The sequence below is a fragment of the Dermacoccus sp. NHGro5 genome (assembly GCF_017565385.1).
GTDB classification, from domain to species: domain Bacteria; phylum Actinomycetota; class Actinomycetes; order Actinomycetales; family Dermatophilaceae; genus Dermacoccus; species Dermacoccus nishinomiyaensis.
In genome coordinates this window covers 1-13,752 of record NZ_JAGEKQ010000024.1, presented here as the reverse complement: position 1 = coordinate 13,752, position 13,752 = coordinate 1, and the positions used below count along the sequence as shown (strand labels likewise).

Below are 13,752 nucleotides of genomic sequence, written 5' to 3'. Positions count from 1 at the left end.
AATGTCCTCTCGTGCAACCGCGTCGGCGCGCCTGCTCGGCGGAGCCCCTGACTCCTGGTACTGGCCCGAAACTACGCGGAACGACGGGAAAAGATCCAGGTGGGCGTCGTGGCCGCTTATCTCGCGCGGCGCGCGTCGAGTCAAGCATTTACCGGGCGTGTCGGCAACTTTCATTTCGCACTCAGGAAACGCTCGGGCAGAGTGAAGCCTGCACCTTTGTGAGCGGGGGCTGGCGAGGGTGTGGCAGTGGCGTGCGTCTCCACCCTGGAGGCGCGGTGCGCTGGAACGCGAAAACCGTAGAAAGGCTGCTCACTTGAGTACACATGCTCCCCTGCACATGAGGAGACGCGAACGCACCGTGCGCCCGCAGCTCGCTCTTCGATCCGGCCTCGGCGCCGGGGTGGCGCTCGCCATCCCGGCCACCGGAGCCCTCGTCGCGGCCGCGCCCGCGATGGCCGCACCCGGCACGGGTACGACCACGCCGAGTGCGACCACACCGACCGTCAAGCCCGTCCTGTTCTTCGGCTCCCGTGGGGAAGCGGTGAAGGCGATCCAGGCGCAGCTCCAGGTCAACGCGGACGGCATCTTCGGCCCTGCGACGCTGTCGGCGGTCAAGTCGTTCCAGCGCAGCAACGGGCTGTACGCCGACGGCATCGTCGGCAAGCTGACGTGGGCGAAGCTCGCTGCGGCGACGACGCCGACGACTCCGACAACGCCGACCACTCCGACCACTCCGACCACGCCGACGACGTGCACCGCGAACACCACGACGCTGCGCTTCGGTTCGACGCACGCGCTCGTCAAGGTGCTGCAGAGCAAGCTCGGAGTCGAGGTCGACGGCATCTTCGGGCGGGCCACGCGTGCCGAGGTCGTCTCGTTCCAGGCGCAGAACGGTCTGTACGCGGATGGCATCGTGGGCAAGCTGACGTGGTCGAAGCTGGGCTGCTCGACGACGACTCCCACGACGCCGACTCCTCCCACGGTGCCCACGACGCCGACGACGCCTCCCACGGTGCCGACGACGCCGACGACGCCTGCTCCGTCCGCGACGGCCGCGCAGATCATCGCGTACGCCAAGACGTTCCAGGGTGTGCCGTACGTGTGGGGCGGTTCGACGCCGTCGGGCTTCGACTGCTCCGGCTTCGTCTCGTACGTGTTCAAGCAGTACGGCATCACGATGCCGCGCGTCTCCGCGCAGCAGCAGGCGTACTTCCCGAGCACGACGAACCCGCAGCCGGGTGACCTGCTGTTCTACGGCTACCCGGCGTATCACGTCGCCATCTATCTCGGCGACGGCATGATGATCGACGCACCGCACCCGGGTTCCACCGTGGGTGTTCGCGCGATCTACGGCAAGCCGTCGAGCTACGCGCGCGTGCTGCGCTGAAAGACGGCGTCGAGACTGCCGCGATGGCAGGGGGTGGCGCTCGGATCCGGTCGTACCGACAGTGGGGAAGCTGACGCGGACGACGGACCGAGCGCCGTCCCACATCGTGGACAAAACTGAATGGTGAATATTTCGTCGAACATTTTTTCGAGGCTCGAAAGGATGTTCGTTTCGTGCTGCCCGGAACCATGCCGAAAGTGCCCGTCAGCCGCGTGATCACAGGAAGATCACGGGGTGCCAGAACGACATGCATGTGATTTTCGGGGTGCTTTGCGGCGACGTTCGGCTCGTGCATCCTCGACATGTCGCACCCCCGTGCGACACGTGAGCACGAGCGCCCACCGCGAGTCGACCGGCGCTCTTCGACGACGGAGCGAACCGCCATGACGAAGTACTTGCCGAAGCACCTTGCCACGCGCCACGGCCGCGTCGAGTCCGCGCGCGTCGGTGCTGCCGCAGCCCGCGGCTCCCGATCCGCCCTCGCGCTCGGCGTGGGCGCGACGCTGCCCGTCGCCGGAGCGGCTGTGATGGCTGCCCCGGCTTTCGCGGCGCAGGAGACGCCGGCGCCGGCGCCCGCTCCCACCACCTCGCCCGTGCTGACCTTCGACTCGCGCGGCGAGGCCGTCAAGACGCTGCAGGCTCGCCTCGCTCTCGTCGTCGACGGCTGGTACGGCCCGGTCACGACAGCGGCCGTCAAGGACTTCCAGCGCGCCAACCGCCTCGACGTCGACGGCGTCGTCGGCCCCCGTACGTGGGCGGCGCTCGACGCGTCGTCCGCACAGCCGAGTGCCGGCGACGTCGTCCGACGCGGCGACTCGGGCCCGCTCGTGCGCGCCATCCAGTCGAAGCTCGGGGTGAACGTCGACGGCGTGTTCGGGCCGCTCACCGAGTCGGCGGTCATGACGTTCCAGCGCTCGCACGGCCTCGGCGTCGACGGCGTCGTCGGGGCGAAGACGACGTATGCCCTCGCTCTCGCCACGGACCAGCCGACCGGTGGTGACACCGGCACCCCCGGCCAGCCGGGCGTCCCGCCGCTCGTCCACCCGGACGCGCCGTACGAGCTACCGTTCCTCAACGGCTACCCGGCGCCCATCACGCAGGGTCCGTACGGGGCGGCGAGCCATCACAAGTACTACGACAAGCACGCCGTCGACTTCGGGGTTCCGACGGGGACGCAGGTCGTCGCCTCCGCGTCGGGCGTCGTGTTCAAGACCGAGAACAACGTCACCGGTGGCAACACCGTCCTCATCAAGGACGCCTCCGGTTTCTGCATGGAGTACGCGCACCTGTCGTCGATGAACGTCGTTGCGGGGCAGCGAGTCTCGCAGGGGCAGAAGATCGCATTGTCGGGCAACACCGGCTTCTCGATGGGACCGCACCTGCACTGGGGCATCGTTGACTGCTCCTCCTACACGAGCATCAAGATCGCCGACTCGAAGGAGCTCGGCACCACCTACGTCCCGGGCACGGTCGGCGTCTCGCGCAACGGATCCTGACGGCGACACCCCACCCGGCCTGCCCGGGTGGGGTGCCTCACGTGCACTGCCGTGGCGGCGCGGCGTGGGATGCCGCGCAGGCTGGGTGTCGACCGCGCGGGCTGTCGACGGGTGGCAGGCGCTCACGCGCCGTGCGTGTGAACCTGTGAAAACAGTTTCGATCCAGCGCTGAGGTGTGTCGTGACGCCCGGAAGCCGGGGTGGTCTTGATTGAGTGGGATGGCACCCCGGCGCATCAGCCCCCCACTGGTTCGCCATGCTTCAGGGGGCGGAACTCGACCGCATGTGAGAGTTCCACCCTCGGAAGATGACCACGGCGAACGTTCGTGCGTCGGGGTGTCCTCGCTCGCTGCAGCGAGGTGCTCGTGGGGCTGATGTGGCGTGGTGGTCCGCCTCGCGCAGGACGATGGGCGCCAAGCGGGCCGTGAACGCGACGTGACCGGCTGGTGGGGGGTGGGGGAGCTTTCGGGGCTGTGGACGACAACCCAGGTTGTCGACGACCGGGAGCAATCTTCGTCCACAGGGTGTGGATCGGCGAATCACCGCAGTGGCGCGGTTCCCACGACGGGCTGGCGAATCATCCACAGGTTCGTCCCGGGTCTGTGCACAACCGCCACCGGCGTTTCCAACACCCTGTCCACAGCACCGTCCACAGACGGGTTCGTGAACGGACGGGGCGTCTGCCTACTGTTGTCGGTGGTGAGTGCAAGGGTGGGTCGTGACGGATCGTGCGGCGTCGGCCGGGCGGGTGGCACCCGATTCGAGGAGTTGTGAGCGTGGCTGAGCTGGAGCCGTACGAGGCGCCGCCGGAGTTCGACGGGGCGGGTTCGTCGTCGATGCCGCCGGGCAAGCTGCCGCCGCAGGATCTGCAGGCGGAGCAGAGCGTCATCGGCGGCATGATGCTGAGCAAGGACGCGATCGCCGACGTCATCGCCGAGGTCAAGGGCATCGACTTCTACCGCCCGGCGCACGAGACGATCTTCGACGCGATCACCGACCTGTACGGCCGAGGTGAGCCGGCGGACGCCATCACCGTCGCCGACGAGCTGACGAAGCGCGGCGAACTCGCGCGCATCGGCGGGCAGGCGTACCTGCACCAGATCATCGCGTCGGTGCCGACGGCCGCGAACGCCGGGTACTACGCGCAGATCGTCGCCGAACGGGCCGTGCTGCGCCGGCTCGTGGACGCCGGCACCCGCATCGTGCAGATGGGCTACGGCGACGAGGGCGGCGACGTCGAGGACATCGTCAACGCCGCGCAGGCCGAGGTGTACGCCGTCGCCGACAAGCGTGGCGGCGAGGACTACGTGCGGCTCGGCGATGTCATCGAGGCGACGGCCGACGAGATCGAGCAGGCCTCCGGCACCGACGGGCAGATGGTCGGCGTGCCGACGGGTTTCTCCGAGCTCGACGGGCTGACGAACGGTCTGCACCCCGGGCAGATGATCGTCATCGCGGCACGACCGGCCATGGGAAAGTCGACGCTCGGCATGGACATCATTCGCAGCGCCGCGATTCATCACAACATGACGGCCGCGTTCTTCTCGCTCGAGATGGGGCGCACGGAGATCACGATGCGCCTGCTGTCGGCCGAGGCCGGAATTCAGTTGCAGCACATGCGAAAAGGCCAGATGCGTGACGAGGACTGGACGCGTCTGGCGACGACGATGGGCCGCGTCTCGGACGCGCCGTTGTTCATCGACGACTCACCGAACATGTCGCTCATGGAGATCCGCGCGAAGGCGCGCCGGCTCAAGCAGCGCCACGACCTGAAGATCATCGCGATCGACTACCTGCAGCTCATGAGCTCGGGCAAGCGCGTCGAATCACGTCAGCAGGAGGTGTCGGAGTTCTCGCGTGCGCTCAAGCTGCTCGCGAAGGAGCTCGAGGTACCCGTCATCGCGATCTCGCAGCTGAACCGTGGCCCCGAGCAGCGCACCGACAAGCGCCCGCAGATGGCGGACCTGCGTGAATCGGGTTCGATCGAGCAGGACGCCGACATGGTGATCCTGCTGCACCGTGACGACTACTTCAACAAGGAGTCGGAGAAGGCCGGCGAGGCCGAGATCATCGTCGCCAAGCACCGTGCGGGCCCGACGGCCGACATCACGGTCGCGTTCCAGGGTCACTACTCACGGTTCAAGGACATGGGCGGTCAGAACTTCTGAGCCGTTGCCAGCGATGACGTCATAGATAAGGCGGCGTGAGACCCCAAGGTCGATCGCGAGCTTGGCCTTGTTCGCGCCGGCGGCTGCTGCCTGACGCACGTGCGCAACCTGTTCGTCGGTGAGGCGGCGGGCACGGCCCTTGTACACGCCGCGTACTTTTGCCAGGTCGATGCCTTCACGTTGGCGTTCGCGGATGAGGGAACGCTCGAGTTCGGCGACGGCGCCGATGAGTTGGCGTTGGAACGTCGCGAACGGGTCGGCCGCGGCGTCGGGTGAGAAGGTGAGGCGTTCCTTGACGAACTCGACACTCACTTTGCGGGCGGTGAGGCCGGAGACGATCTGCTCGAGGTCGATGAGTGATCGGGCGAGGCGATCCATCGACGCAACGCGCAACGTGTCACCGCGGCGCACGTAGCGCAGCGCATCCGACAGGCCAGCGCGATCGGCTCGGCTCTTGCCAGGTTGGTGGTCAGTGAACAGCTCGTCGACCGCCCGAGCGCTTCTAGTTATCTGGCTAGATTCTGCGACGTCGACGAGACGCGCGCGTACCCCACGATCTGTCCTGGCATGTCTAGACCCTACGCGCAAGGTGAGCAATAGTGCCACCGAGGACCCTATTTGCACGCGAGCCACATGCCGAGAAACGGCGCAAATAGGGTGTACCCCATCCGCGCTAATGTGATTGTGTCAAGTCGATCTGGCCCCAGGGTGACGGTCCGATCTGGCCCCGGACGCGTTGGACACCAACCCCGGGGGACGACTGCACCAACGCCAACTGGCCGAGCCCGGTTCGGCAGCTGAGGGTCACAGGCCGAACGCGCCGCCCTCAACCAAGATGACAATGCCCAGGCCGATCAAGACCAGCGGAAAGAGGATGTGCTCCCAGCGTTCAAGCACCTCGGCGATCGGCTTACGAGTTGCGACGAACTTCGCGGCGAGGACCAGGACGACGACCAGCGCCAGGAACACGAGGCAGTAGGCCACAAGGGCGCCGGTACCTACCGCCAGGAACACCGGGACGTAGACCCCGATGTTGTCTCCGCCATTGGCGAACGTCACCGCGGCGACCGTGAGGGCGCCGACGGGCCGGTCCGCGACGTTGTCGTCATCGTCGCCGTTGCTCCACGCCTGCCAGGCGGCATAGATGCCCAGCAGGAGCGGGATAAGACCGAAGTACGGGATGGCGTCGTCGGGAAGGATGAATCCGGCGCCGAAGGTCACTGCTAATGCGGCGATAAGGATGCCACCGAACCCGAGGTACTGTCCGGCGATGATCTTGGTGGTGGCGCCTCGTTGCCCGGCTCCTCGGGCGAAGAATAGGGACAAGACGATGATGTCGTCGATGTTCGTCACCAGGTACAAGCCGATCGCCTGCAGCGCGGCGGCGGTCGTATCCATGCGTATTCGTCTCCTTCCGTCGACGTTGTTCGAGTGCTACTGCGCGCGTGCCTGCTCTGGTGCCGTGTTCACGGGTTCCTGGTGTGACGCTGTTCCTTTTCGTCATCCGCCGCGCGCCCGGGGCGCGCGTGCACCAGTGCGATCACGACGCATCCGGTGACGAGGAATGTGTCGGCGAGGTTGAAGGTGGGCCACCAGCCGGTGTGCAGGTAGTCGGTGACCATGCCGTCGCGGGCACGGTCGGCCACGTTCGCGACGGCGCCGCCGATCACGGCGCCCCCGGCGATCTGCTCCATCCGCCCGGCTCGCGGAGCCCGGTGCCAGGCGTACAAGACGAACGCGACAGAGATGGCAGCGGTGATGGCCACGACCACGCCGGCGGGCAGCTTGTCGCCCATGCTGAATGCCACGCCTGAGTTGTAGGCCAGCTGCAGCTGGATGACTCCGAGATCGACGGTGGACTCGGCGAGCCGGGCCTCAGAGGCGCCCTTGGCGATCAGGTCCACCGCAGCGATGGCCGCGGCTGTGAGCAGGACCGTGCCGCGACTTGTTCTCGCAGGCGCCGCCGTCTCGCTGGCACGGCCAATCACCTGGCGTCGGCTTCCGCTGGCACCGAAGCCGCGGGCGTGGCTGCCGGTGGTGGTGGGAGCGGCCGGGTACGGCCGGCGCGGACGCCGTTGCCGATCACGAAGATCTCCGCGACCTCGTGGACCAGCACCACCGCGGCGAGTCCGAGCACACCGAAAGCAGCGAGCGGGATCAGGAGGGCGATTAGGCCGAGAGACAGTGCGACGTTCTGCAGCATGATGGACCTGGCGCGGCGCGCATGGGTCAGGGTGTGCGGTAGGTGCCGTAGGTCCTCACCCATGAGGGCGACGTCAGCGGTCTCGATGGCTACGTCGCTGCCCATGGCGCCCATCGCGATCCCGACGTCGGCGGTGGCCAGTGCGGGGGCGTCGTTGACTCCGTCGCCGACCATCGCGGTCGGCCGGTCCTCGCGGAGCCGGCGGATGATGGCCGACTTGTCCTCCGGGCGAAGCTCGGCGTGCACGTCGGTGATGCCCGTCTGGGCGGCCAGCGCGGCGGCGGTGCGTTCGTTGTCGCCGGTGAGCATGGCGACCTGGTAGCCGTCGGCGCGGAGTCGGGCGACGACCTCCGCGGCCTCGGGCCGCAGGTCATCGCGGACAGCGATGGCGCCAACCACGCCACCGTCGTACTCGATCAGCACGGCGGTGGCGCCGGCCTCCTGCATGGCGGTGACCGGGTCGGCGAGGTCGCCTGCGGGTATCCAGCCGGGCCGACCGAGTCTGGCCTGGCGGCTGTCGATGGTGCCGGTCAGGCCTGCCCCGGTGATGGCCTCCACGCTCTCGGCGTCGCGGTACACCGGGACGGCTGCGAGGATGGCGCGGGCCAGTGGGTGCTCACTGCGCGACTCCAGCGCGGCCGCGATCGCAAGGACCTGCTCCTGGGTGTGGCCGGGAGCGGTGGCGACCTGGACCACTGACGGTTGGTTGCGGGTCAGCGTGCCGGTCTTGTCCAGGGCAACGGCACGGATCCGGCCGAGTGCTTCCAGTGCGGCGCCGCCCTTGACCAGGGCGCCGATGCGGCTGGCGGCACCGATGGCGGCGACCACGGTGACCGGAACGGAGATCGCCAGGGCGCACGGGGAGGCCGCGACCAGCACGACCAGCGCGCGCTCGATCCAGGTGGCCGGATCGCCCAGCAGACTACCGATGATCGAGATGCTTCCGGCGAGGACCATGATGCCGGGCACCAGCGGCTTGGCGATCCGGTCGGCCAGGCGCTGGGCGTTGCCCTTGCGGGCTTGCTCGGCCTCGACGATGGTGACGATCCGGGACAGGGAGTTGTCCTCGGCGGTGGTGGTGACCTCGACCTCAAGCACGCCGGTTCCGTTGATGGAGCCGGCGTAGACGGCGTCTCCGGCGGCAACCTCGACCGGGACGGACTCCCCGGTGAGGGCCGAGACGTCCACAGCGGTGCGACCGTCACGAACGACGCCGTCGGTCGCGACGCGCTCACCCGGACGGACCAGGAGCAGGTCGCCGATCGCGAGCTCGGTCGGAGCGACGGTGACCTGGGTGCCGTCGCGAAGGACAGTGGCCTCCGCCGGAACCAGCGACAGCAGTGCGCGCAAGCCGCGGCGGGTGCGGGCGACGGCGTACTCCTCCAAGCCCTCACTGATGGAATAGAGGAAGGCCAGCATCGCTGCCTCGGCAACCTCGCCGAGGATGACGGCGCCCACCGCGGCGATCGTCATCAGCGTGCCGACGCCGATCTTGCCCTTGACCAGACGCTTCAGGGTGCTCGGGACGAAGGTCCAGGCGCCGAGCGCCAAGGCGACGCCGTTCAGGCCGGTCACCGTCGAACCGGAGGCACCGGAGCGGTCGGCAATGAAGCCTGCGACGAGGAAGACTCCAGCGAACGCGGCGAACCGCAGCTCGCTGACCTCCCAGAGCCGCTCAGGCTCTAGCTCCGCTAGCTCGTCATCGCGCGGATCGTCGTGGCCGCAGCCGCATGCATCCGTCATGGTGCTACTTCCTCGGTCGTGGCGAGGATGCCGGCGGTGATCGCGACCGCGCCCTCGATGAGGTTGTAGGCGACGGTGAACTGGGCCAGCCGCAGACCGCGCCGGGTCAGCTGCTCGGTCTCGACGGCGGACAGCTGGGTCACCGCTTCACCTTCTCGGCACCAGGACGGGCAACATCTCCGTAGGTGGGGCAGAGTGCAACGGCCTCGCCGGTCGCGCCGAGCAGGGTCTCGGCCACGGCAAACAGCTCGATCAGCTCTGGGTGGGTGACCCGGTAGACCGAGGACCGTCCCTGCGGCCGGTAGTCGATCAGCCCGCAGTCGCGCAGGCACGCGACGTGGGATGACACCGTGGACTGCGGCAGGCCGAGCTCCGCGGTCAGGTCGACCACCCGAGCCTCCCCCGAAGCCAGCCGGCGAGCGATCGCGAGCCGGGTGGGATCAGCCAGCGACCGGAACAGCGCTACCGCGGCGGTCAGGTCTGGTTGCAGCCCCGGGTCGTCTGCAACCTCACTTCTCATCGACATGCGCCGATAATAACGACATCAGCCATTGATCGGCCAATCTCGGTGACACCGATGTCGGGCGCGGTGACGGTCGTCGTGGCCCGGTGGGGCTCAGGTCACAGAGCGGGGGTGAAACCTGAGCTGAGGTTGACCTGTATCCATGTCATGGCGGACTGCCAGGCACCGGTCACCATCAGGACACCCACGGCGAGCATGAGCACGCCGCCCAGGCGCTGGGTGGCCCGGTGGTGGGTTCGCAGCCAGCGTGAGGCGCGGTCGGCGCGGGCCCACCCTGCGGCGATCAGCACGAACGGCAACCCCAGGCCCAGGCTGTAGCCGGCTGCGAGCAGTACTCCGCGCAGGACTGGCGCGCCGTCGTTGCTCAGCGGTGAGGCGGCGACCTGGATAGCGCCGTAGACGGGGCCGATGCATGGGCTCATGCCGATGCCGAAGACCATGCCCAGGACGGGCGCGCCGAGGAGCCCGGCGGCTGGTCGCCACCGGACCGGCAGTCCCCGCTGGCCGATGAACCCGAGGTAGACCAGCGCCAGGAGGATGACCAGGACCCCACCGCCGCGCATCAGCAGGTCCCGGTGGCCGAAGAAGAGGCTCATCGCCGCGTTGAGCGCCACCGACAGGCTGACGAACACGACGGAGAAGCCGATCACGAACAGCGCGGCGCCGGCGACGACGCGCGTACGCCTGGTGTGGTCGGTCAGTCCGGTGACGTAGCCGAGGAAACCGGGCACCAAAGGCAGCACGCACGGCGAGGCGAACGAGACGGTCCCGGCCGCCACGGCCAGCATGACGGCCAGCGGCAGGCTGCCGCTGGCGACGACGTCGGCCGCGTCGGACGTCATGTTGCTGGCTCGGCGAGCATCTGGTCGACCAAGGACCGGAACGTCGTCTCGGTTGACTCACCGGACACCCGTGCGGCGATCCGGCCCTGCTTGTCGATCACCAATGTGGTCGGCACCGTGACGACCTTCCCCTGCAGTCCCAGCAACGACTTGCCGCCGTCATCGCGCAGGGAGGGATAGCGCACACCGAACTTGGCCGCGGTCGCGCTGGCAGAGGTCACTGAGTCCTTCTGTAGTACACCCATGAACTGCACCGGCGCACCGGCCGCACGGTAGCGGGTCCAGGCGCTCTGCAGCTGTGGTAGCTCCTTCTGGCGCGGCGGACACCACGAGCCCCAGAAGTTCAGCAGCACCACCTGGCCGCGGGCCGAGCTGAGCGACCACGCCTTGCCCTCCAGGGTCGTACCCTCCAGCGCCACGGGCTTCTTTCGCTTCCCAGGTGCGATCACCTCGATCTGGCCGTTACCGGCGACGTACCCCTTGTTGTCGCCACGCTTGGCCTGGCCAGCAATCGAGTTCGAACCATCACCACAAGCAGCGGCTCCGGCCAGCACCACGGCCGCTGCCGCCACAGCAGCGAGCCGACGCTGGAACGGGGACCGACGAAGGCTACGCACCCGCGCACTCTATTACTACCGACCGTGGTGGAGTGAGTCGAAGCGCCGGGTCCGCCCAATCGCTTTCCCGCGGCCGGCGCTCCACCAGCTCAAGCATCCTGGGGTTGACCCCGTCTGGTGGACATCGGTTATGCGGCTTCAGCAGCCGCGGTGGTGAGTTGGTCTTCGAACGCTGTCGGGCTGATCTGACCGAGGGCGCTGTGCCGCCTGCGACGGTTGTAGACCGTGTCGATCCAGGTACTGACTCCGGTGATGGCTTCGGCCCGGGTCGTGAACGAATACCTATGGTAGTACTCGGTTTTCAGGGTTGACCAGAAAGATTCCTGTTGCGCGTTGTCCCAACAGACCCCGGTGCGCCCGACCGACAATCGAACATCGAGCTCTTCTGCGGCCTCGGCGAGTTGGGCCGAGGTGTACTGACTGGGTTCAACTGGTCGATGCAACACCGGCTTGTGCCAGCAACAGTAGTTCTTCGTTGAAGGCTTCTGCGGGGGTCTTCCAGCCGAGTGCCTTGCGGGGGCGGGTGTTCAGGGCGTGCGCGACGGCTTGGAGTTCGTCTTGGCCCCAGCGGGCGAGGTCGGTGGTCAAGTCCGCTGGGGTGGTGTACGAGGTTGATCCCTCGGTTGGTCGTGTTGTCAGGCTGTGAGGGCCTGTAGTTCGAGTTCGGTGGTCACCTCCTCGGTGGTGGTGTCGACGGCTTGTGCGCGGGCGAGGACGTCGAGGCCGAGGTAGCGGCGGCCTTCGGCCCACTCGTCGTGTTGCTCGGCCAGGACGGCGCCGACGAGCCGGATGATGGATGCGCGGTCGGGGAAGATCCCGACCACGTCGGTGCGCCGGCGGATTTCGCGGTTGAGCCGCTCGTTCGGGTTGTTCGACCAGATCTGACGCCAGACCTCTTTCGGGAACGGCGTGAACGCCAGAATGTCCGCCTTGGCACCTTCGAGATGTTCAGCCACCGCCGGGAGCTTCTCGTGCAGGGCGTCGACGACGCGGTCGAACTGGGCGTGCACGGCCTCAGCATCGGGCTGGTCGTAGATCGAGTGCAGCAACGCCTTGACCCACGGCCAGTTGGTCTTCGGGGTCGCGGACATCAGGTTGGCCGCGTAGTGGGTCCGGCAGCGCTGCCAACCGGCGCCCGGGCTCGTGGCCGCGATCGCAGCTACGAGCCCGGCGTGGGCGTCAGAGGTGACGAGCTTGACCCCCGTGAGGCCGCGGGCGGTCAGATCCCTCCAGAACGCGAGCCAGCCGGCGCCGTCCTCGCTGGTGGTGACCTGCGCGCCGAGGATCTCGCGGTGCCCGTCAGCGTTGACACCGGTCGCGACCAGCACGTGCACCGGCACCACACGGCCACCTTCGCGGACCTTCAACACCAGCGCGTCAGCGGCGACGAACGTGAACGGCCCGGCGTCTTCGAGTCGTCGGGTGCGGAACTCTTCGACGTGCTCGTCGAGTTCCTTGGCCATCACCGAGACCTGGGACTTCGACAGGCCGGTGATCCCGAGAGTCTGGACGAGCTTGTCCATCCGCCGCGTCGAGACGCCGAGGAGGTAGCAGGTCGCCACCACGCTGGTCAGTGCTCGTTCGGCACGCTTCCTGCGCTCGAGCAGCCACTCCGGATACAGCGACCCGGTGCGTAGCTTGGGGACGGCGACATCCAGGGTGCCGACGCGGGTGTCGAGGTCGCGGTGGCGGTAGCCGTTGCGGGAGTTGACCCGCTCCGGGGTCCGTTCGTTGTAGCCGGCACCGCACACCGCGTCGGCCTGGGCGGACAGCAGTGCATTGACGAAGGTGGTGAGCAGGTCCCGCATCAGATCGGGGCTCGCCTGGGACAGCTGCTCGTTCAGGAAACGGGCAGGGTCGATACTGGGTCCAGCGGTCATCAAGGTGTCCTTCTTCGAGGTTGGTTGTGAGAGATCACTCGAAGGATCCACCTGGTGGCCGCGCCTACGTTGAAGGCACGCGCTCACTCAGGTCCGTCGTACACCACTCTGCTGGACTCCACTCTGCGCGCCTCGGTGGCGAACTTGCAGCGCCACCTCGGCATTCGCGCTGACGGCGTCTTCGGCCCGCAGACCCGCGCGGCCGTCGTGCGCTTCCAGCGCGCGCACCACCTCGGCGTAGACGGTGTCGCCGGCCGGGCCACCTTCCGCGCGCTCCACATGTACTACGTGGACGCCTGAGCGAACGCGAAGGAGGGGTGGTGATTCCAGTGGAATCACCACCCCTCCTTCGCGTTCGCTGGGCGCGGGGGGAGTCTGTCAGTTCTCCAGGAGTTCGATGCGTTCGATCAGTGGGGGGTGGGTGTTGAGCCACGACATGGGTGGCGTCTGACTCTCTTCGTTGCCATTGTCGTGCTGGTTTTCGAGGTAGGAGGTCAAGCCGGGCGCGAGGCCGTGCTTCTTCACGAAGTCGTCGGCGCGGAACTCTTCAGCGCGGTCGGCGGCGCGCAGGGCCAGTAGCAGCCCTGTCCAGATCAGTGCGCAGGCTACGCCCGCACCAAGGGCTACAGGGTGGTTGCGCAGCAGGCCCAAGAGCATGAGTGAAGCGTCCCGGGTTTCGTGCCGCTCCTATGCGGGTGCCAACTCTCGGTTGAGGTTGGCGTAGTAGGCGGTCTCGTACTCGGCCGGGGTGGTCATGGCCAGAGACGAGTGGAGCCTTCGGTTGTTGTACCACTCGACCCATCCGGCGGTGGCGTACTCGACGTCGGCGATGGTCTTGTACGGGCTGTCGTGGAAGATCGTGGTGGTGATGCACTCGGTCTTGTACAGGCCGAT

Annotated in this window: 14 protein-coding genes and 3 pseudogenes; 4 read left to right on the top strand and 13 right to left on the bottom strand. The window is 67.7% G+C overall.

Annotation, left to right across the window (positions count from 1 at the left end):
- Positions 1-337: 337 nt before the first annotated feature.
- The 3 genes from J4Z35_RS10535 (at position 338) to dnaB (ending at position 5,050) form a co-directional block, all read left to right on the top strand.
- Positions 338-1,387, top strand: coding sequence for an NlpC/P60 family protein (locus J4Z35_RS10535; RefSeq protein ID WP_143181292.1), 1,050 nt, complete (start codon positions 338-340; stop codon positions 1,385-1,387).
- 383 nt (positions 1,388-1,770) lie between these two features.
- Entirely contained in the window at positions 1,771-2,883 is a 1,113-nt protein-coding gene (locus J4Z35_RS10530) for a peptidoglycan-binding protein (RefSeq protein WP_062256949.1), read from the top strand.
- A gap of 835 nt (positions 2,884-3,718) precedes the next feature.
- Positions 3,719-5,050 (top strand): replicative DNA helicase, encoded by a 1,332-nt coding sequence (dnaB, locus tag J4Z35_RS10525; RefSeq protein ID WP_050786480.1) that lies wholly within the window; start codon positions 3,719-3,721, stop codon positions 5,048-5,050.
- On the opposite strand, the pseudogene J4Z35_RS10520 reads toward dnaB, so the two are convergent.
- From J4Z35_RS10520 to J4Z35_RS10470, 11 genes and pseudogenes are all read right to left on the bottom strand, one after another.
- A pseudogene (locus J4Z35_RS10520) lies at positions 5,015-5,619 on the bottom strand (recombinase family protein). The gene dnaB and the pseudogene J4Z35_RS10520 sit on opposite strands and share 36 nt — an antisense overlap.
- Before the next feature lie 235 nt (positions 5,620-5,854).
- The gene (locus J4Z35_RS10515; RefSeq protein WP_006944675.1) at positions 5,855-6,448 is read right to left on the bottom strand and encodes a cadmium resistance transporter; all 594 of its coding nucleotides are present in this window, start codon (positions 6,446-6,448) and stop codon (positions 5,855-5,857) included.
- 68 nt (positions 6,449-6,516) lie between these two features.
- Positions 6,517-7,038: a signal peptidase II gene (lspA, locus tag J4Z35_RS10510; protein WP_006944688.1), complete on the bottom strand. Its 522-nt coding sequence runs from the start codon at positions 7,036-7,038 to the stop codon at positions 6,517-6,519.
- Positions 7,035-8,996 (bottom strand): cation-translocating P-type ATPase, encoded by a 1,962-nt coding sequence (locus J4Z35_RS10505; protein WP_006944623.1) that lies wholly within the window; start codon positions 8,994-8,996, stop codon positions 7,035-7,037. The genes lspA and J4Z35_RS10505 overlap by 4 nt, the downstream gene beginning before the upstream one ends.
- Positions 8,993-9,139 carry a hypothetical protein gene (locus tag J4Z35_RS10500; protein ID WP_006944664.1) on the bottom strand — a complete coding sequence of 49 codons (147 nt, stop codon included), beginning with the start codon at positions 9,137-9,139 and terminating at the stop codon, positions 8,993-8,995. The genes J4Z35_RS10505 and J4Z35_RS10500 overlap by 4 nt, the downstream gene beginning before the upstream one ends.
- Positions 9,136-9,522 carry a metalloregulator ArsR/SmtB family transcription factor gene (locus J4Z35_RS10495; protein ID WP_006944798.1) on the bottom strand — a complete coding sequence of 129 codons (387 nt, stop codon included), beginning with the start codon at positions 9,520-9,522 and terminating at the stop codon, positions 9,136-9,138. Before J4Z35_RS10495 ends, J4Z35_RS10500 begins: the two co-directional genes overlap by 4 nt.
- Before the next feature lie 95 nt (positions 9,523-9,617).
- On the bottom strand, positions 9,618-10,361 hold the full coding sequence (locus J4Z35_RS10490; protein ID WP_006944749.1) for a cytochrome c biogenesis protein CcdA: 744 nt from the start codon (positions 10,359-10,361) through the stop codon (positions 9,618-9,620).
- Positions 10,358-10,933, bottom strand: a complete 576-nt coding sequence (locus J4Z35_RS10485) for a TlpA disulfide reductase family protein (protein ID WP_040014494.1) — start codon at positions 10,931-10,933, stop codon at positions 10,358-10,360. The genes J4Z35_RS10490 and J4Z35_RS10485 overlap by 4 nt, the downstream gene beginning before the upstream one ends.
- 173 nt (positions 10,934-11,106) lie before the next feature.
- Positions 11,107-11,400: pseudogene (locus J4Z35_RS10480) on the bottom strand (integrase core domain-containing protein); the annotation flags it as partial.
- 4 nt (positions 11,401-11,404) lie between these two features.
- Positions 11,405-11,560: pseudogene (locus J4Z35_RS10475) on the bottom strand (IS30 family transposase); the annotation flags it as partial.
- Positions 11,561-11,613: 53 nt separating this feature from the next.
- Complete coding sequence (locus tag J4Z35_RS10470; protein ID WP_040014493.1) at positions 11,614-12,858, bottom strand: IS256 family transposase; 1,245 nt, start codon at positions 12,856-12,858, stop codon at positions 11,614-11,616.
- Between the two features lie 54 nt (positions 12,859-12,912).
- Here J4Z35_RS10470 and J4Z35_RS10465 point away from each other — a divergent pair, with 54 nt between their 5' ends.
- Positions 12,913-13,158 carry a peptidoglycan-binding domain-containing protein gene (locus J4Z35_RS10465; protein WP_040014492.1) on the top strand — a complete coding sequence of 82 codons (246 nt, stop codon included), beginning with the start codon at positions 12,913-12,915 and terminating at the stop codon, positions 13,156-13,158.
- Between the two features lie 78 nt (positions 13,159-13,236).
- On the opposite strand, the gene J4Z35_RS10460 is transcribed toward J4Z35_RS10465, so the two are convergent.
- On the bottom strand, positions 13,237-13,515 hold the full coding sequence (locus tag J4Z35_RS10460; RefSeq protein ID WP_074041082.1) for a M48 family metalloprotease: 279 nt from the start codon (positions 13,513-13,515) through the stop codon (positions 13,237-13,239).
- 30 nt (positions 13,516-13,545) lie between these two features.
- The coding region (locus J4Z35_RS10455; protein ID WP_208065573.1) for an integrase core domain-containing protein at positions 13,546-13,752 on the bottom strand (207 nt) is incomplete at its 5' end.

Bases quoted from the DNA above. Each gene is read 5' to 3' on its own strand.
- J4Z35_RS10535 (WP_143181292.1), top strand. From the start codon at position 338: ATGAGGAGACGCGAACGCACCGTGCGCCCGCAGCTCGCTCTTCGATCC.
- J4Z35_RS10530 (WP_062256949.1), top strand. From the start codon at position 1,771: ATGACGAAGTACTTGCCGAAGCACCTTGCCACGCGCCACGGCCGCGTC.
- dnaB (WP_050786480.1), top strand. From the start codon at position 3,719: ATGCCGCCGGGCAAGCTGCCGCCGCAGGATCTGCAGGCGGAGCAGAGC.
- J4Z35_RS10515 (WP_006944675.1), bottom strand. From the start codon at position 6,448: ATGGATACGACCGCCGCCGCGCTGCAGGCGATCGGCTTGTACCTGGTG.
- J4Z35_RS10505 (WP_006944623.1), bottom strand. From the start codon at position 8,996: ATGACGGATGCATGCGGCTGCGGCCACGACGATCCGCGCGATGACGAG.
- J4Z35_RS10495 (WP_006944798.1), bottom strand. From the start codon at position 9,522: ATGTCGATGAGAAGTGAGGTTGCAGACGACCCGGGGCTGCAACCAGAC.
- J4Z35_RS10490 (WP_006944749.1), bottom strand. From the start codon at position 10,361: ATGACGTCCGACGCGGCCGACGTCGTCGCCAGCGGCAGCCTGCCGCTG.
- J4Z35_RS10470 (WP_040014493.1), bottom strand. From the start codon at position 12,858: ATGACCGCTGGACCCAGTATCGACCCTGCCCGTTTCCTGAACGAGCAG.
- J4Z35_RS10460 (WP_074041082.1), bottom strand. From the start codon at position 13,515: ATGCTCTTGGGCCTGCTGCGCAACCACCCTGTAGCCCTTGGTGCGGGC.